Source organism: Bradyrhizobium murdochi (assembly GCF_000472965.1).
GTDB classification, from domain to species: domain Bacteria; phylum Pseudomonadota; class Alphaproteobacteria; order Rhizobiales; family Xanthobacteraceae; genus Bradyrhizobium; species Bradyrhizobium murdochi.
Map to the genome: position 1 here is coordinate 1 of NZ_AXAU01000033.1, position 17990 is coordinate 17990.

Genomic DNA, 17990 nt, shown 5'->3' on the forward strand with positions numbered 1-17990 from the left:
GCTTCATCCAGACAAGCCTGCGCGAGTGGGCTTATGCCCGCGCTTACGACACCTCAGACGAACGCGCCGCCGAACTGCCACGCTGGCTTCACCGCTACAATTGGCACAGACCTCATGGCAGTATCGGATCAAAGCCACCCATCAGCAGACTCGGTCTAACCGGGAACAACCTGTTGAGGCTCCACACCTAGAGCCTTTTCGGTTCTGATTAAATCAGAACCGGGCTCTAGGTTTTTGTTTTGACGCGTTTTCTTGACGCGAACCGGTGTCCACTTCGCTGGAAAACGCTCTAGGGCATGATCCGGAAAAGTGCGAAGCGGTTTTCCGAAAAGATCATGCTCAAACAAAAAGATGAGATCATGATGCGATTCTACGAAATCGCATCATGATATGGACGCTTTCGGTGAAGACCGCAGACTATTTCGGCAGCACTGCGTGGAAGATGGACTTCGCAGTCGACAGCGCGTCCTCGGCAGCCGCCGTGGCGCGTTCGCGGACGGAAGGCGCCGCAACTTCGGCACGCAGATCGAGCGGGCGCGAGACTGGAATTTCGGCGGGCGGGACTGGGCGGTTCGGGTCGATGGCCTCAGCATAAGGCGGCCGTGGCTGCGCCGAAACCTGACCATTGGGTTCGCCAGCGGGTGGGCCCGAGACCATGACCGGCGGCGGCAGCGGACGAAGCGCGGGCGCATTCACGGCAGCAGGCGCATTTGCGACCCTGGATGTTTCGGGGGCACGGGGTGCTTCAGGAGCACGGGCCGTCTCGGGGGCGCGCGGAGACGTTTCGCCGTTGGCGCGCAGGCGTTCGATCGCGGCGCGCGCCAAATCGTTGGCATCGCGCCGTTCATCCGGCGTAGCCGCAGTCTCGACCGAGGCGGCCGGCGCAGCCACTACAACCGGAGTGGCCTGGGACGCCACAGGCTGCACGGGCGACGGCAGTATGACCCTGATCTTTTCCTTTTCGCGCGGCGCCGCTGCATGACGGCGCTGGTCGGCCGGATTGCTCGCAGCGTCAGCCGGGCTCTCGGCCGATTTCACGTCGGCCTTAGGATCTGAAGACTTGGAATCGGAGGATTTGGCATCGGCTTTGGCGTCAGCCTTCGCTTCGGACTTTTCTTCCGCTTTCGCTTGGGCCTTTTCAGCCACCGCCGGTCGTTCGGCAGCGGTCTTCTCCATGATGGCCTTCTCGGAGATACCCCTCGCCTTGACGCCTGCGGCCGGAATATTGCTCACGCTGGCCGTGGTCTCGGACGTCTTAGTATCGGACGTCTTGGTATCGGATGTCTTGGTATCGGATTTGGCTGCAGCCTTGCTGGGATTGGCGGCCGCCGACGCCGCCGCGGGAGCGTCCGCGCTGGGCTTTGTCACGATGTAGTGGTTGACGATGTACGCCCCGATGACCGTCGCGGCCACCGAGGGGAAGATGTCCACCGCAAATTTCTTGAGGTAATTCAGCATTCCGGCCACTCCCCGCGGCCCTCCAATTGCCGGAACTTTGAGGCACATTGAGGGATCAACTACGACGGATCGATGGCAATTCAGCAGTTCCTGTGCAGGTGCAGCGACATCTGCCAATCGCCCTACGGGTTCGTCCCAGAGCCGTAGGCGCGGCACCCGCGATCAAGCTGGAACCCGAGAGAGGCTCAGGGCTTCAGTTCAACCTCTAGAAACACAATCTCGCTTGCGGTCTCGTTGAGCACGTCGTGCTGGACGCCGGCCTTCCGGAAATAGGATTTGCCGGAGGCGAGCTGCGCCTTGGTGCGTTCGCCGTTCGGCGCGACGATCGTCATCTCGCCCGAGGTTATCGGCACGATCACGTAGTCCATTTCATGGGTGTGGTGGCCGGTGGCGCTGCCCGGCGCCAGCCGCCACTCGGTAACGCGGACTTCTGATGTATCGACCTGAACATCGGATTTGGCGGCAAGCATGTCGGCTTTACTCCAGTGGGATTACGGCACGAATACCAGGAACAGGAACACGGCGAATACCAGCATGTGCACGAGCCCAAACAGGATGTTGGTGCGGCCGGTGCCGAAGGTGAGAATGCTCAGGAAGAACGTGAGCAACAGCAACACCATGCCCTGACCGTTGAGCCCAAGCACAAGCTCCTTGTCGAGCACGTAGGTGGCTAGGCCGACGGCGGGAATAGTCAGCCCGATGGTCGCCAGCGATGATCCGAGCGCGAGATTGATGCTCTTCTGCAGATCGTTGTTGCGTGCGGCTGCGATAGCGGTGACCCCCTCCGGGAGCAGGATGAGGATCGCGACCAGCACGCCGGCGAACGCCGGTGGGGCGCCGATCATCGCGGTCACGACATCGACCACCACCGAAAATTTCTTGGCTAGAAGCACCACGGCGAGTAGGGAGACAAGCAGCAGCGCGATGCTGAGCGCCAGCATCCGGTTCGACAGGGATGATGTTTCGGCGGCAGAACCACCGGCGCCTCCCTTGATGAAATAATCACTGTGCCGGATTGTCTGGGTATAAAGGAACACGCCGTAGAGCATGAGCGTGACCAGGTCCACAAAGCCGAGCTGCGCCGCCGAATAGATCGGCCCCGGCGCCGTCAGCGTATAATTGGGCATGATCAGCGTAATGGTTGACAGCACGAACAGCACGCTGAGATAAAGGTTGGCGCCGGAGACCTGGAAATCCTGCTCGCGGTAGCGCAAGCCGCCGATGAAGATGCAGAGGCCGACGAGGCCGTTGCACACGATCATCACCACCGCAAACACGGTGTCGCGCGCCAGCGCCGGCTGCGGCTTTTCGCCGAGCATGATGGTGGCGATCAGCGCGACCTCAATGATGGTGACGGCGAGCGTCAACAGCAGCGTGCCATATGGTTCGCCGATCCGCTCGGCAATCACCTCGGCATGGTGCACGGCTGCGAACACGGTGCCGAACAGGATTGCGAGCAGCAGCACCGCAAACACGAACCCGCCAACTGACGGCGTGAAGTTGAGCCCGAGGCCGGTGGCCGCGGCAAACAGCACCATCGCCAGCGCGGGGAATATCCAGGCCGATCGCGGCATCGGTCCATGTGCGCTCATGCAGTCAAGTTCCCAACCGGTTGGTGGACGGAAGATATGCCCGTCCATGCTGCGACCATCCCTGCGCAAGATTGATAAAATTCCGCGCGATTTCAATCGCGCCGAAATTGTCCAGATCGTTGTGACTTCCCCGGGCGAGGCGGACAAACCGTTTCGGCTCGTTCGCCAGCGCGAACAGCCGTTCGCCAAAGGCAACGGGTATCGTGGGATCGAGCGCGCCATGCATCATGAGCAGCGGAACCCTGATCCGGGCGATGTGCCGGTCGGAGTGGAATTGATCGCGCATCAACAGCCGCACCGGCGCGAACCAGAACGCGGACGCGGCGACGTCCACAATGGAAGTAAAGGACGATTCCAGGATCAGCTTTCCGACCGGCTGCGCGCCCGCCAGCGCAACTGCGACGCCGGTGCCAAGCGAGAATCCCCACGCAACGATTCTGTCCGCGCTGTATCGCGCTGCCGTGAAAGCATAGGCCGCCGCGGCATCCTGCAGCAATCCCTGCTCACTCGGCTGCCCGCTCGAGCCGGCATAGCCGCGATAGGAGAGCGCGACGATTCCTATCCCGTCGGCGATCAGGCCGCGAAAACGGCCGAAGAAGCCGGCGAGATAATCGCCATTGCCGTGGAAGTAGAGGACGACCGGACGCCCCGGCTTGGCCGGAACATGCCAGACGATGACCTTCTCACCGTCGGCTGTGGCCAGGATGTGTTCTTCTGCTTCGGGAAAGCCCGCCGCTTGCGGTGCCGTGCGCGCGCCTGTCGGCGCAGGAAACAGCACGGCACGCTGCGCGAAGAACAGCGCGAGCAGGCCACAGATATAACCGGCTGAGATGATGATGAGCAGCCATTTCAAGGTCGTCATAACTCTGCGATGCTTACAGGCAACATTGCCTATCGGCCAGTGTGATCTCCCAGGTTATTACAAGATGCTCGCCAGCACGACTTCGCGGATTACTCGGATCGGCGGCATCCACTGATTCCCATCATTGTAGTTACCAGCCATAATTGCCACTGAAAGGTCGAGTTCGGGAAACACGAACAGTCTCTGACCCCCGTAACCGAATGCCCCGATCCAATGAGCGATCGGACGGTTTGGCGGTTTACCGTACTGGAGATCGCCAGCGTACCAGAAATAGCCATAGCGGCGCGTCTCGTCGACGGCGACGTAAGCCTTGAAAGATTGCTCGAGCCAATCCGCAGGGACGATCTGGCGTCCGTCCCATTCTCCGCGATTGAGAATGAGCTGGCCAATGCGCGCGAGATCGCGCGGCGTCATTCGCAGGCCCGAAGCGGGCGCGGGCGCGCCGTTGGAACCTTTGGTCCATTCGATCCGCCCAATGCCGATCGGGTCGAACAACGCTGTGCGGGCGAAATCGGGCAGCGATTGACCCGTGCCCTTGACGATGAGCCTGCCTATCAACGTGGTCGCGGCGGCGCCATAGATCCAGCGAGTGCCAGGCTCCGCAATGAACGGCCGACTGAAGATGTAGCGATAACGATCCGGCGAGGCTTCCATCAGCACCTCGCTGTTGTTCGGGTCTTCGTAGGGAATGTCCTCATTCCATTCCAGTCCGAGCGTCATTGTCAGGGCGTGCGCCACTGTCATGCGCTTATTCCGCGGGTCGGCAGCGAGATCCGCGCATTCGGGGAACGAGGCCAGTATCGGCTGATCGAGAGTCGGGACCTTGCCGGCCGCCAATGCTTGGCCGTACAGCAGGCCGAGAATGCTCTTAGTGACAGAGCGCAGGTCGTGCAGCGTGTCCGGCCCGAACGCGGTGTGGCCGATGGGGCTACCCCAGTTCTCGTCTTCGCCTTCGAAATAGCGCTCGAACACCAGCCTGCCGCGACGCGCGATAATAACACCGTGCAACCCCCAAATGCGCCGGTCGGCGATCAGTCTGTCGAGGCGCGATTCGATATCGGGCGCAAAGCCCGTCTCAGATGGCGGTACTTTGTTCCATTCGAATGCTAGTGTGGGGAGCGGACAGATGGCGGCGTTGCCGATAGTCGCCGCGGCGCCGATGATCATCTGACGACGCGCGAACATGGTGCCCCGATCCGTTACATCCCCTTGACGATGTTCTCGGTGACCTTCTTGGCATCACCGAGCAGCATCATGGTGTTGTCGCGATAGAACAGCGGATTGTCGATGCCGGCATAGCCCGATGCCAGCGAGCGCTTGATGAACATCACGGTGCCGGCCTTCCAGACCTGCAGCACCGGCATGCCGTAGATCGGCGAGGTCTTGTCTTCTTCCGCCGCCGGATTGGTGACGTCGTTGGCGCCGATCACGAAGGCGATGTCGGCCTGGGCGAATTCGGAGTTGATGTCCTCGAGCTCGAACACCTCGTCATAGGGCACATTGGCTTCGGCGAGCAGCACGTTCATGTGGCCGGGCATGCGCCCCGCGACCGGGTGAATGGCGTACTTCACCTCGACGCCTTCCTTCTTCAAAAGATCGCTCATTTCGCGCAGCGCGTGCTGGGCCTGTGCCACCGCCATGCCGTAGCCGGGCACGATGATGACCTTGGAGGCGTTCTTCATGATGAAGGCGGCGTCGTCGGCCGAGCCGAGCTTGGCGGGCTTCTGTTCGCCGGAGCCGCCGCCCGCGGCCGCCGTTTCGCCGCCGAAGCCGCCAAGGATGACCGAGATGAAAGAGCGGTTCATCGCGTGGCACATGATGTAGGACAGGATCGCGCCCGAGGAGCCGACCAGCGCGCCGGTGATGATCAGCGCGGAATTACCGAGCGTGAAGCCGATGCCGGCCGCGGCCCACCCCGAATAGGAATTCAGCATCGAGATCACGACCGGCATGTCGGCGCCGCCGATCGGGATGATCATGAGCACGCCGAGCACCAGCGCGATGATCGTGATCAGCCAGAAGTCGAGCGCGCTGCCGGAGCGGACCAGGCCAAAAATGAAGAACACCAGCGCAAGCGCGAGCGCGATGTTGATGATGTGGCGGCCGGGCAGTATGATCGGCGCGCCACTCATGCGGGCGGAAAGCTTCAGGAACGCGATCACCGAACCGGTGAAGGTCAGCGCACCGATGGCGACGCCGAGCGACATCTCGACCAGGCTCGAGGCGTGAATGGCACCGGGCTTGCCGATGTCGAAGGCTTCGGGCGCGTAGAAGGCGCCGGCGGCGACCAGCACCGCGGCCATGCCGACCAGCGAGTGGAACGCCGCGACCAGTTCCGGCATCGAGGTCATCGGCACGCGCCGCGCGATCACTGCCCCGATCGCCCCGCCGATGGCGATACCGAGGATGACCAGCACCCAGGCAACACCGTCCGCCGGCGGATGGCTCGCCAGCGTGGTGGCGACCGCGATCGCCATGCCGATCATGCCAAATAGATTGCCCTGGCGGGACGATGCGGGACTGGACAGCCCGCGCAGCGACAGGATGAACAGCACACCCGCCACGAGATAAAGAACTGCTGCCAGATTGGCGTTCATCTCAGGTCCCCATTTGACTTTGTCACCACGAGGTGCACGCCGCTCACTTCACCTTCTTCTTGTACATCGCCAGCATGCGCTGGGTGACAAGGAAGCCGCCAAATATGTTCACGCAGGCGAAGATCAGCGCGATGAAGCCGAAGCCGCGCGCCCAGCCCGAGCCGCTCGAGATCATGCCGACGCCGACCGCGAGCAGCGCACCGACCACGATCACCGAGGAGATCGCATTCGTCACCGACATCAAAGGCGTATGCAGCGCAGGCGTCACCGACCAGACCACGAAGTAGCCGACGAAGACGGCGAGGACGAAAATCGACAGCCGGAATACGAAGGGGTCGACGACTTGGGCGACATGCTCCATGGCTTCTCTCCTTAGGCTTTCGGCTGGAAGTTCGGATGGATGACGGCGCCATCCTTGGTCAGCGCGGTGGCTTTCACCAGTTCGTCTTCCCAATTGACCGCGAGCGCCTTGTTTGCCTTGTCGACCAGGGTCTCGATGAACGAGAACAGGTTGCGGGCGTAAAGGCTCGAGGCCGATTGCGCCACGCGGCCGGCGACATTGGTGTAGCCGACGATCTTGATGCCATCGACATCGACGACCTCGCCCGGCTTCGCGCCTTCGACGTTGCCACCGCGCTCGACGGCGAGATCGACCAGCACCGAACCCGGCTTCATCGATTTGACCATCTCGGTGCTGACGAGCCTTGGCGCGGGGCGGCCCGGGATCAGCGCGGTCGTGATCACGATGTCCTGCTTCTTGACGTGCTCGGCGGTGAGTGCGGCCTGCTTTGCCTGATACTCTTTCGACATTTCCTTGGCGTAGCCGCCGGCGGTCTGGGCGTTTTTGAACTCCTCGTCCTCGACCGCGAGAAATTTGGCGCCGAGCGATTCGACCTGCTCTTTGGTGGCCGGACGCACGTCGGTTGCGGTAACGACGGCACCGAGCCGGCGCGCGGTCGCAATTGCCTGCAGGCCGGCAACGCCGACGCCCATCACAAATACCTTCGCCGCCGGCACGGTGCCGGCCGCCGTCATCATCATCGGGAACGCCCGGCCAAAGGATTCGGCCGCCTCGATCACCGCGCGATAGCCGGCGAGATTTGCTTGGCTGGACAGCACGTCCATAACTTGTGCGCGCGTAATGCGCGGCATCAGTTCCATCGCAAATGCCGAGACGCCGGCATCCGCGATCGTCTTCAGCGCCGCCTCATTGCCGTAAGGGTCCATGATGGCGATGACCAGCGCGCCGCGCTTGTACTGCGCCAACTCGCTCGCTTCAGGCCGCTTCACCTTGATGATGATGTCGGCGTCCTTTAGCGCGTCGGCGCTGACGGTGGCGCCGACGGCGGTGAATTCGGAATCCGGCAGGCCCGACTTGACGCCCGCACCCGGTTCGATCGCGACTTCGGCGCCCAGCGCCTTGAATTTCTTGATTGTGTCCGGGGAAGCGGCAACCCGCGGTTCGGACGGATCGATTTCCTTGGCAACGGCAATTTTCATGAGGCCTCCCCGGCGCGGCGGGCGCGCGCAAGCAAACTAGCGTCTTTTTCGCTTAGTTGGATACCGGTTTCGCAACCGGCATGCGTGCGAATTTTCTGGCCACCGCCGGGGCCGGCGGTGCAGGCAGCGACGCGTCAGGTCAGGAAATAACCCATCAGGGCGACAATAATTACGACGGCGAGGGTGCCGTATTTGACCAGCATGATGAACCCTTCATAGGTCTGCTCATGTGCCGGATAGTCGTTGCCGTCAGCGGTCGTGTAGGCCACTTCGTTATGGTCTGCCATCGGTATCCCCAGTCAAAATCCGCGTTTCTCGCGTGCAATTACCGCAAAGCGTTTGGGAGGGCAACGGCCCCTTGCCTATCGGGTCATTCGGAAGGCCAATTATCCCGGATCCAGCGGGCCAGGCTTTCTTCGCTGACCTCGCCTGCGGCGAGGGACAGGATGATGGCGGTGGCGTGCGCCGGATCGGGCGCAAAGGGTATGTCGTTGACGCGCAAGAAGACCATCATGGCGTGGAACGCGATTCGCTTGTTGCCATCCACAAACGCGTGGTTACGGGCGAGACCGAACGCATAGGCTGCAGCAAGTGCAGCCATGTCCGTCTGCCCGTAACTCCACTGGTTGACCGGCCGCAATACCGCCGACTCGAGAAGACCCCGATCTCGAATGCCTTCCGGTCCCCCGAATATCGCGAGTTGCTCGGCATGCATGTCGATAACTTCATCGACGTCGAGCCAGACTGGCTCACTCATTTTGCAAGCGCGGCGAACGTATCGCGATACTCGTGCATGACCTTGCGCGCGATTTCCATGGTCCGCGCGTGCTTGGGGTTGAATGGCGAAAGCCGCAGACTGCCATCGGGTTGTTCGACCGGATAGAACTTGTCGCCCTCCTTGAGATTGAGCCGGGCAAGAAGCTCTTTCGGCAGGATCACACCGACCGAGTTGCCGATCTTCCGGATTTGAAGGGCGGTGTCCTCGAGTTTGTATTCGCGAGACGCCTCTTCCATTCCGCGGGGGGTTTTGTTCATGGCACAGCTCCGTTATACAATGTGTATAACACGCCGTCGCGGTCCGTTCAACAAATGTTTTACGGCTGGCTCTTATGAGCCGCCCGATCCCGGAAAGCGAGCCCGCCCCTTAGCCGATCACGAAATCGAAACGCCCCGCGAGCCAGCCGGCGTTCTTGGCCGTACGCATCAGCAATTCTTTGCGAAACAGGCCGTCGGTGCGGTTCAGCGATTCGCCGGGGAAATAGAGCTGCGTGGTCAGCACGCGGCCGCCGCGCGGCTGCACCTTCACGTGGATATGGCGTGTACGGCCGACATAGGCGCCAGGCACGATGCTGCGCAGCCGGTAGCGCCCTTCCGCATCGGAAAACTGATGGCCGCGCAGGCGAAAACCGGAATTGTCATAGCGGCCCTTGTCGTCGGCCTGCCAGAAATCCAGCAGGGCCCCGGCGACCGGCTTGCAGGCGCGGGTAAGAACGAAGCCGACCAGTTCGATCGGCTGTCCCGCCATGCCTTCTTCAATCAGCTCGACGCGCTCGGGCGAAGAGGGCTTGAAGAACGGCCCTTCGGTCTGCGCCACCGTTGCGGCGTCGCCGTCATGGCATTCGGGGGTGGGGGCTAGCGGGGCCTCCGCAATGCTGGCGTCAATCGTGAGCAGCGAACCGGCGGCGAAGACGCCCGCTCCAAGTACCGCGCGCCGTGTCGGGGTGTCGATCATGGGGCACTCCCCTCTTGTCGCCCCTATCATGTAGGGTGACAGCGGCGGAAATTGTATCCGCGCCCATCACAATTCCGTTTCGTGCCCGGGGCCGAACCCGTCAGCCCATCGCTTCCAGCTCGTCGATCATGCCTGCGATGACCGACAGCCCGCCGTCCCAGAATTTGGGATCCCTGGCATCGAGCCCGAACGGCTTGAGCAGCTCGGAATAATGCTTGGTGCCGCCGGCCGCGAGCATGGCGAGATAGCGCTCGGCGAAACCCTCGGTCGCGTTTTCGTAGACGGCGTAAAGCGAGTTCACCAGGCAATCGCCGAACGCATAGGCGTAGACGTAGAACGGCGAATGGATGAAGTGCGGAATGTACATCCAGAAATTCTCGTAGCCCGGACGGATGTCGATGGCCGGCCCGAGGCTTTCACCCTGCACGCTGAGCCAGATCTGGCCGACGCGCTCGGCGGTCAGTTCGCCGTTCTTGCGCTCGGTGTGCACGGCGCGCTCGAACGAATAGAACGCGATCTGCCGCACCACGGTGTTGATCATGTCCTCGACCTTGCCGGCCAGCAGCGCCTGGCGCTGCTTGGCGTTTTTGGTCTGCGACAATAGCCGTTTGAAGGTCAGCATTTCGCCGAACACGCTTGCCGTCTCCGCAAGCGTCAGCGGCGTCGGCGCCATCAGCGCGCCGTTCTTCGCGGCCAGCACCTGGTGCACGCCATGGCCGAGCTCATGCGCCAGCGTCATCACGTCGCGCGGCTTGCCCTGGTAATTCATCAGCACATAGGGATGCGCCGAGGGCGTGGTCGGGTGCGAGAACGCGCCCGGCACCTTGCCCGGCCGCACCGGCGCATCGATCCAGCGGTCGGTGAAGAAACGTTCCGCGATATCAGCCATCTCGGCGGAGAAGCCGCGATAGGCCGTCAGCACCATCTTCTGCGCCTCGGGCCAGGCGATCGTGCCGGCGGCCGCGAACGGCAGCGGCGCGTTGCGGTCCCAATGCGCCAGCTTCTTCTTTTTGAACCAGCCGGCTTTCAGATTGTAGTAGCGGTGCGACAGCCGCGGATAGGCCGCGCGAACCGAGCCGACCAGCGCATCGACGACCTCGCGTTCGACGCGGTTATTCAGGTGGCGCGAATCCGCGACGTCCTGGAAGCCACGCCAGCGATCGGAAATTTCCTTGTCCTTGGCGAGCGTGTTGGTGACGAGGGCAAAGGTCCGCTCATTCTCCTTGAACGTTTTCGCCAGCGCCTGCGCGGCGGCCTTGCGCTTTTCCGGCGCACGGTCCTGCAGCAGATTGAGCGTCGGCTCGATCGCGAGCTCCTTGGTCCCGACCTTGAAGCGCAGACCGGAGATGGTCTGGTCGAACAGCCGGTTCCAGGCAGCGTAGCCGCTCTGCGATTTCTCGTGAAACAACTGCTCGACGCGATCTTCGAGCTGATATGGCTTGTCCTTGCGCAGATCCTCTATCCACGGCCGGTAATGCGCGAGCTCGGGCGTTTGCATCGCGCGCTCGATCACGGCGTCTTCGATGCGGTTAAGTTCGAGCGCGAAGAACAAGAGATGCAGCGAGGCCGCCGTCAGCCGCTCGGAGACGTCGCCGTAGAATTTGGAAATCACGGGATCGACGCTGTCGCCGGCATGAACGAGGCCTGCATAGGAGCCGAGCCGGCCGGCCAAATCGTCAATCGCCTCGTAGCGCCTGACCGCCTCCGCTAGCCAAAGACCGCCCTCGTCGCGGGCAACGCCTTCCGCCAGCTTGCCCTTGTAGTCCGTTTCAAACTCGACGCAGTCGGTATCCATCTTCTGCAGATCGCGTGCGATTTCAGGCGCGTCGATGCCGGAATAAAGATCGGCGAGATTCCATTCCGGCAATTTGCCGGTTTTGGGTTTGGCTGCGCTCGCCTTGCTGCCCTTGACGGGCTTACGGGACGTCTTGACGGCTCGGGAGGTCGCAGATTTTGCGCGCATGACACTTTCAAAATTGCGAGGTGATCAGGAAATTGGGTGAGATCAGGCAAAAGCCGAAAGCTGCGGCGCCAATTGGACAAGCAGTTCCTCGCTTTCGGCGAGCATCGGCTCGACCTTTTCGTTCATCACGCTACGGACCGCGCACCACAACACAATCACGCGTACCATGAGCCACGACGTGCTCGGGACTGCCGCCCGCGCGTGCAGCGCGACGAGGTCGAGATTTCGGTGCTCGAACAGCAGCCGCCCCAATCCATCCTCGAGGATGTAACGTCCGCCGATTCGCGACACGCACAACTCGCAAGCCTGATCCGGAAGCGGTCCCAGCAGGTAGAACTGGGCATCGCGCTTCTCCGTCATGCCGGTTTCCCATTCGCGTCCGGTGCTCGGCGCAAGCGCTGCATTCAGAGCTGTGAGAATGGTGCTGAGTTCTCGCTCGCTCCACTCGCCGGCGTCCTGTTTGCGCTCGAACGCGACCACGCTCATGTGCTTTCCGCTCCGAACAGCAGCCGGTGCAATTCCGGCTCGTAGTACCTTAACAGATGCCTAGCGAAGACGGCCGGTTCAAGACCCAATTCGCCGGCCCAAGCTCCCATAATTTCAGTTGGAACTCGACTGAATCCGTTCTCGACCTGAGAGATGAACGTGTAATATTTCAGGCCTAGGCGAGCAGCGAGATCCGCCTGCGACAATTCGGCATCCGCCCTTCGCTGCTTCAGCCAATCCCCGGCCAGTTTCCGCAGCTGCTTGGCGTCCGGCGCAGCCTTAGCCGGCTGACGTTCAGCGGAACCGTCTTGATGTTTTACTCGTTTCATGATTACTAAACTATCTGGAATGAATGACCGGGTAGGTAATGTTCCCTACCACATCTCAGCTCGCGAATAAGAATCCGATGGCCTTCTTGGACCGCAGTCAGATTGTTGAAACGACCGCCCGCACCCCTGCGGCTCGCGGCAAGGAGTTGTTCGCCGGCATCCTGCTCGTGGCGCTGATTGCGACCGCGGGAATTCGGAACGTGGTGCCGGCGGAGGCGCTGGCGCCCGCGATCGTCACCCTACTCTTTGGCGTCGCCGCATTGACGGCCGGCTTCGCGCTGCTCTGCCGGCGCGACCGATTCCGCATCATGTGGTTCGACCTCGCCGGAAGCCTGACGTTCATCGGCGTCGTCCTGTCCGTTCTGATCGAACCGGATCAACTCGTCGAGCTCTTCGCCCTTTCCGACCAACCTGAATAACGGAAGCAGTTTTTCGCAGCCTGACTGCGCCCTTTTACATGTGTTCGTCCAAGCCCGGGCCCCTCTGGCAGTTCACCGCGAACTGCGATGTCGGATTGGACACTTCAACGGAGTGGCCCAAATGCTGGAACTAATCTCCTCGCAACACCTGACAGCGCTTTTCCAGGTCATCATGATCGACCTGGTGCTCGCCGGCGATAATGCGATCGTCATCGGACTTGCGGCCGCGGGTCTTCCTGAGGGCCAGCGCAGGAAGGCGATTGTGATCGGCATATTGGCCGCCACCGCCCTGCGCATCGGCTTCGCCTCCGTAACGGTCCAGTTGCTACAAATCATTGGACTTCTGCTCGCCGGCGGCGTTCTGCTGCTTTGGGTGTGCTGGAAGATGTGGCGCGAGTTGCGTACATCGCATCACGATGAACCGAAATTGCAGAGTCTCTCAGCCGCAAGCACGATCGATGCGTCCGCCCCTGAACGTCATCGAAAAACGCTTGGCCAGGCCGTCTGGCAGATCACGCTCGCCGACGTCTCGATGTCGCTCGATAACGTGCTCGCCGTCGCGGGCGCAGCGCGCGAACATCCGATGATTCTGGTTTTCGGGTTGGCGCTCTCCATCGCGCTGATGGGGCTTGCCGCTAACTTCATCGCGCGCCTGCTGGAGAAGCAGCGCTGGATCGCCTATGTCGGCCTCGCCATCATACTCTATGTGGCTCTCGACATGTGCTATCGCGGCGCGCTCGAAGTGTGGCCACACCTTAACGTCTGACCGCTTCTCAACAACGCCGTTTTCAACGTTTAAGAGAACGTTAATCGGCATCGGCGAAATTGCCCCGATTCGGTACAATACAGTAGCGTGCGGGGAGAGCCATGGCTGCCACCATTTTGATTGCCGACGACGACGCCGTACAGCGCCGTTTGGTTGAAAACATGGTGCAGAAGTGCGGCTATGAGCCCCTGGTCGTCGACAGCGGCGATGCGGCCGTGGCCTTGCTGACGGCTCCGGATGCGCAAGCGATCGACGCGGTCGTGCTCGACCTCGTAATGCCCGGCCTCGACGGACTCGGCGTGCTCGCAAAAATGCGTGAGGCAGGCCTGACCATACCCGTCATCGTGCAGACCGCGCATGGCGGCATCGACAACGTGGTTTCGGCGATGCGCGCCGGCGCGCAGGATTTCGTGGTCAAGCCGGTCGGCTTCGAACGGTTGCAGGTGTCGCTGCGCAACGCGCTCAACACCTCAGCGCTCAAGGGCGAATTGCAGCGCATCCGTCACAGCCGCGAGGGACGGCTGACCTTTGCCGACATCATCACGCGCAGCGAAACCATGGCAGCCGTGCTGCGCACCGCGCAGAAGGCGGCAGCTTCCAGCATTCCGGTGCTGATCGAAGGCGAATCCGGCGTGGGCAAGGAATTGTTCGCCCGCGCCATTCACGGTTCCGGCGAACGCAAGGCAAAACCCTTCGTCGCGGTCAATTGCGGTGCCATTCCCGACAATCTCGTGGAGTCGATCCTGTTCGGCCATGAGAAGGGCGCCTTCACCGGCGCCACCGAACGGCACATGGGCAAGTTCGTCGAAGCTTCCGGCGGCACGCTGTTTCTCGACGAGGTCGGCGAGCTCCCGCTCGCGGCGCAAGTAAAGCTTTTGCGCGCGCTACAGGAAGGAACCGTCGAGGCGGTCGGAGGCCGCAAGCCGGTGAAGGTCGACGTCCGCATCATTTCCGCGACCAACCGCAAGCTGCTTGATCTCGTGAAGAGCGGCGCGTTCCGCGAGGACCTGTTCTACCGGCTGCACGTGCTGCCGCTGACCATTCCGCCGCTGCGGATGCGGCGCGAAGACATCCCGCATCTGTTGCGGCATTTCCTGGCGCGCTTTGCCGCCGAGGAGAACCGCACCATCACCGGCATCAGCGGCGAGGCCGTGGCCCATCTCGCGCAGCTCGATTGGCCCGGCAACATCCGCCAACTCGAAAACACGGTGTACCGCGCCGTCGTCATGAGCGAGAGCGATCAGCTCGGCCTGTCTGATTTCCCGCAAGTCCTCGGCCAGGGCGTACCGGACGGCCAGCTAACGCACAGCGAGCCGCTGGTCGTCGCGCCATCGACGGCGCCTGCCATGGTATCGGGTAGCGAAATACCAATTGCCCCGCTCGCCACTGCCGGCAACCTTTCGATGCTGACCGCCACCGGCGAGGTGCGGCCGCTCGAAGACATGGAAAACGAGATCATCCGTTTCGCGATCTCGCATTATCGCGGCCAGATGTCGGAAGTCGCGCGCCGGCTCAAGATCGGCCGTTCCACGCTCTACCGTAAGCTCGATGAAGCCGCCGCCAGCGATCCGGCCGAAGGCGGCGCACAGGACGCCGGTTGAGACGCGAGCAACGGGCGCTTACGCGATTACGGCGCCCGCGTGGCAAAGATCGTGGCAAACCAAGGACGTCGGTCGTTCGGAAGCTTTTGAACCGTGGCTTGGCGGTGACAGACAAATGACGGGTCGCGTGGCAAAACCGCGTGACCCGAATGCAAACGGGTAGTTTGAGGTCAGTTTGTCGTGAGTGGTCCCGCATGGCGCTGGCTGCATGAAAGGGGCACATGTATCGTCTGCGTTTGAATCGTGGCGTGCAGGCGTACGACAGAGAAACCGACCGAAGCCGGCGCTTTCCCGCGCAAGCTATGAACCATTCCAACGACTGTTCCAAGCCGGGGCAGTTTCGCCCAAGGGGGTGTGACGATGCGTGACTGTTCGAATCGTGCAGGATTTGACCGCGTGCTGATGGCCGTCGCGGCAACCTTCCTCACGGTATCAGCGACCTCAGCACTGGCGGCGCCGTCGGATACGCCGCGCGCCAGTGCCGCCGAACTCGCGATCGACGCAGCCATTCCCCGTCCCGAGCCCGCCAACGTTCCGCCTCCCACCATCGGCGATTTCAAGATGGACTCGACCGGCGCAGTGCCCGATGCGGCCAAGGCCATAGAGAAGCCGGCCGAACTGGGGACAGCCCCGAAGGCGGCTGAACCCAAGACGGATATCAAGCCGACGGAGAACGTCACCGCGCCGGCGGCCAAGCCGAACGACGCCGCCACAACCACGCCTCCGGCTGCGACAGCCACCGCGCCCGCCCCCGAACCCGCCAAGGAGCCGGTGAAGGTCAGCACCGTCGCGCCGGCCGACCAACCGGTCGCCGATCGGTTGCGCGACATGCTCGGCGCCAAATCGCTGCGCTATTTCGACCGCAAGAACGAGCGCGCTGCCGTCGAGAAGTTCTACTCGACGCGGGACTATGCGCCGCAATGGACGCAAGCCGGCAAATTGACCGACAGCGGCAAGGGCGTGATCGCCCGCCTGAAGGACGCCGCCGCCGAAGGCCTCAATCCGGCCGACTATCCGGTACCAGATTTTGCCGCCGCTACTTCGCCGGACCAGCTCGCCGAAGCCGAACTGAAACTGATCGCGAGCATGCTCGACTATGCGCGGCAGGCCCAGAGCGGCCGGATGCACTGGTCGCAGGTCGCTGCCGACATCCAGTACCCCGAGCACCCGACCGATCCGGCCGAAGTGCTCGCCAACATCTCGACCGCCAAGGATGCTTCCGCGGCGCTCGACGGTTACAACCCGCCGCACAAGCTCTACAAGGATCTGAAGGCCAAGCTCGCCGAACTGCGCGGCCACGGCGACGGACCGATGATCCACATCGCCGAGGGTCCGGCGCTGGCGTACAAGGCGGCCACCAAGAAGCAGGGTGAGGTCGCGCCGGAGGACCCGCGCGTGCCGCAACTGCGCGCCAAGCTCGGCGTCACCGAAAATCCCGACGGCACGCATTACGACGCGAAAGTTGCCGCCGCCGTACGCAAATTCCAGGAGAGCGTCGATCTCAAGCCCACCGGCGTGCTTGACGACCGCACGGTGAAGGCGATCAACAGCCCGAAGCGCGACCGGCAGATCGATACGGTCCTCGTCAATCTGGAGCGCTTGCGCTGGCTGCCGCGCCAACTCGGCGCTGCCTCGCTCGGCAACGCCTATGTCATTCTCAATGTGCCCGACTTCACGCTGAAGGTGATGCAGAACGGGGCCCCGGTGTGGACCACCCGCGTGGTGACCGGAAAGCCGGGCAAGCATGCCACGCCGATGCTGACGGAGACGATGAAGTTCATCACCGTCAACCCGACCTGGAACGTGCCGCCGTCGATCATCTACAACGAATATCTGCCAGCCCTGCAGCAGGATCCGACGGTGCTGGATCGCATGGGTCTGAGGCTCGAGCGCCGCCGCGACGGCAGCATCCACATTTCGCAGCCGCCCGGCGAAGCCAATGCGCTCGGCCGCATCCGCTTCAACTTCCCGAACAAGTTCCTGGTCTATCAGCACGACACCCCGGACAAGCATCTGTTCGCGAAGGAAGAGCGCGCTTTCAGCCATGGCTGCATGCGGGTGCAGAATCCGGATCAATACGCCGCCACCCTGCTCAACATCACCATGCCGAACGAGCGCTATACGCCGGAAAGAATTCGCAGCATGTACGGCCGCAGCGAAATCGACCTGAAATTCCCGACGCCGATTCCGGTCAACATCACCTACCAGACCGCTTTCGTGGACGATGCCGGCAAGCTGCAGATCCGCAAGGACATCTATGGCCGCGACGCCACGATGATCGCCCTGCTCAAGAACGGCCGCAGCAGGGATTTGGAGGCCATGGTTGCCCATGCGCAGCCGAGCTATTCGCGCCCGGCCGGCTCGAGCCTGCCGGCCGGCGTCAACTTCGCCAGCGACAACACTTTCTCGTCCGGCCCGTCATTCTTCGAGCGCCTGTTCGGCGGTCCGTCGCCCATGACGCCGCCGGCACCGATCGGCCGGCGACCGCAACCGCGGTTCACCCGGTAGTCCGGAGCACTGCCGCCTGAGGGCTGAATTTCCGAAGAAAATCAACAATCTCTCCTCGCCGGAGAGATTGTTTACGTTAACCACTATCCATCCGGATTCGACACCGGCACTTTTTCGCCACAGTCAACGCGTTAGGTTAAGGCTTGCTTGGGGGCAGGACGGTAAACCTCGGTTAAC

General features: G+C 62.3%; 20 protein-coding genes. 5 read left to right on the forward strand and 15 right to left on the reverse strand.

Features of this window, described 5'->3' with window-relative positions; all coding sequences use genetic code 11:
• Nucleotides 1–191, forward strand: a 191-nt coding sequence (locus YUO_RS45565) for an integrase core domain-containing protein (RefSeq protein ID WP_156908895.1), incomplete at its 5' end; no start/stop codon positions are given.
• Nucleotides 192–417: 226 nt separating this feature from the next.
• Here YUO_RS45565 and YUO_RS0134590 read toward each other — a convergent pair.
• The 15 genes from YUO_RS0134590 to YUO_RS42720 all read right to left on the reverse strand — a co-directional run bounded on the left by YUO_RS0134590 (nt 418) and on the right by YUO_RS42720 (nt 12519).
• Complete coding sequence (locus YUO_RS0134590) at nt 418–1458, reverse strand: hypothetical protein (protein WP_028351302.1); 1041 nt, start codon at nt 1456–1458, stop codon at nt 418–420.
• Nucleotides 1459–1643: 185 nt separating this feature from the next.
• Nucleotides 1644–1928: a cupin domain-containing protein gene (locus YUO_RS0134595; RefSeq protein ID WP_028351303.1), complete on the reverse strand. Its 285-nt coding sequence runs from the start codon at nt 1926–1928 to the stop codon at nt 1644–1646.
• Nucleotides 1929–1949: 21 nt separating this feature from the next.
• Nucleotides 1950–3050, reverse strand: a complete 1101-nt coding sequence (locus tag YUO_RS0134600; protein ID WP_028351304.1) for a calcium:cation antiporter — start codon at nt 3048–3050, stop codon at nt 1950–1952.
• A gap of 4 nt (nt 3051–3054) precedes the next feature.
• The gene (locus YUO_RS42710) at nt 3055–3912 is read right to left on the reverse strand and encodes an alpha/beta hydrolase (RefSeq protein ID WP_051379801.1); all 858 of its coding nucleotides are present in this window, start codon (nt 3910–3912) and stop codon (nt 3055–3057) included.
• 57 nt (nt 3913–3969) lie between these two features.
• Nucleotides 3970–5079 carry a serine hydrolase domain-containing protein gene (locus tag YUO_RS0134610; RefSeq protein ID WP_083754846.1) on the reverse strand — a complete coding sequence of 370 codons (1110 nt, stop codon included), beginning with the start codon at nt 5077–5079 and terminating at the stop codon, nt 3970–3972.
• A gap of 32 nt (nt 5080–5111) precedes the next feature.
• Nucleotides 5112–6509: an NAD(P)(+) transhydrogenase (Re/Si-specific) subunit beta gene (locus tag YUO_RS0134620; protein WP_028351306.1), complete on the reverse strand. Its 1398-nt coding sequence runs from the start codon at nt 6507–6509 to the stop codon at nt 5112–5114.
• Nucleotides 6510–6552: 43 nt separating this feature from the next.
• The gene (locus YUO_RS0134625; RefSeq protein WP_018453812.1) at nt 6553–6870 is read right to left on the reverse strand and encodes a proton-translocating transhydrogenase family protein; all 318 of its coding nucleotides are present in this window, start codon (nt 6868–6870) and stop codon (nt 6553–6555) included.
• 11 nt (nt 6871–6881) lie between these two features.
• Nucleotides 6882–8009 carry a Re/Si-specific NAD(P)(+) transhydrogenase subunit alpha gene (locus YUO_RS0134630; protein ID WP_028351307.1) on the reverse strand — a complete coding sequence of 376 codons (1128 nt, stop codon included), beginning with the start codon at nt 8007–8009 and terminating at the stop codon, nt 6882–6884.
• Between the two features lie 134 nt (nt 8010–8143).
• Nucleotides 8144–8296, reverse strand: a complete 153-nt coding sequence (locus YUO_RS0134635) for an aa3-type cytochrome c oxidase subunit IV (RefSeq protein ID WP_028351308.1) — start codon at nt 8294–8296, stop codon at nt 8144–8146.
• A gap of 83 nt (nt 8297–8379) precedes the next feature.
• Entirely contained in the window at nt 8380–8766 is a 387-nt protein-coding gene (locus YUO_RS0134640; protein WP_028351309.1) for a type II toxin-antitoxin system death-on-curing family toxin, read from the reverse strand.
• Nucleotides 8763–9023 carry an AbrB/MazE/SpoVT family DNA-binding domain-containing protein gene (locus YUO_RS0134645; RefSeq protein ID WP_051379805.1) on the reverse strand — a complete coding sequence of 87 codons (261 nt, stop codon included), beginning with the start codon at nt 9021–9023 and terminating at the stop codon, nt 8763–8765. The genes YUO_RS0134640 and YUO_RS0134645 overlap by 4 nt, the downstream gene beginning before the upstream one ends.
• A gap of 130 nt (nt 9024–9153) precedes the next feature.
• Nucleotides 9154–9741 carry a dioxygenase family protein gene (locus YUO_RS42715; RefSeq protein WP_035728273.1) on the reverse strand — a complete coding sequence of 196 codons (588 nt, stop codon included), beginning with the start codon at nt 9739–9741 and terminating at the stop codon, nt 9154–9156.
• Nucleotides 9742–9841: 100 nt separating this feature from the next.
• Nucleotides 9842–11704, reverse strand: coding sequence for a M3 family oligoendopeptidase (locus YUO_RS0134655; RefSeq protein ID WP_028351311.1), 1863 nt, complete (start codon nt 11702–11704; stop codon nt 9842–9844).
• 42 nt (nt 11705–11746) lie between these two features.
• Entirely contained in the window at nt 11747–12184 is a 438-nt protein-coding gene (locus YUO_RS0134660) for a hypothetical protein (RefSeq protein ID WP_156908896.1), read from the reverse strand.
• Nucleotides 12185–12186: 2 nt separating this feature from the next.
• Nucleotides 12187–12519, reverse strand: a complete 333-nt coding sequence (locus YUO_RS42720) for a helix-turn-helix domain-containing protein (RefSeq protein WP_051379803.1) — start codon at nt 12517–12519, stop codon at nt 12187–12189.
• Nucleotides 12520–12596: 77 nt separating this feature from the next.
• Between YUO_RS42720 and YUO_RS0134675 the strand changes: the two genes are divergently transcribed.
• The 4 genes from YUO_RS0134675 (at nt 12597) to YUO_RS0134690 (ending at nt 17813) form a co-directional block, all read left to right on the forward strand.
• Nucleotides 12597–12938 carry a hypothetical protein gene (locus YUO_RS0134675; RefSeq protein ID WP_028351313.1) on the forward strand — a complete coding sequence of 114 codons (342 nt, stop codon included), beginning with the start codon at nt 12597–12599 and terminating at the stop codon, nt 12936–12938.
• 121 nt (nt 12939–13059) lie between these two features.
• The gene (locus tag YUO_RS0134680) at nt 13060–13704 is read left to right on the forward strand and encodes a TerC family protein (RefSeq protein ID WP_035728275.1); all 645 of its coding nucleotides are present in this window, start codon (nt 13060–13062) and stop codon (nt 13702–13704) included.
• A 101-nt stretch (nt 13705–13805) separates the two neighbouring features.
• Entirely contained in the window at nt 13806–15305 is a 1500-nt protein-coding gene (locus tag YUO_RS42725; RefSeq protein WP_035728276.1) for a sigma-54-dependent transcriptional regulator, read from the forward strand.
• Between the two features lie 360 nt (nt 15306–15665).
• A complete protein-coding gene (locus YUO_RS0134690; protein WP_035728277.1) occupies nt 15666–17813 on the forward strand; it encodes a L,D-transpeptidase family protein in 2148 nt (715 codons plus the stop codon).
• The last annotated feature ends 177 nt before the right edge of the window (nt 17814–17990 follow it).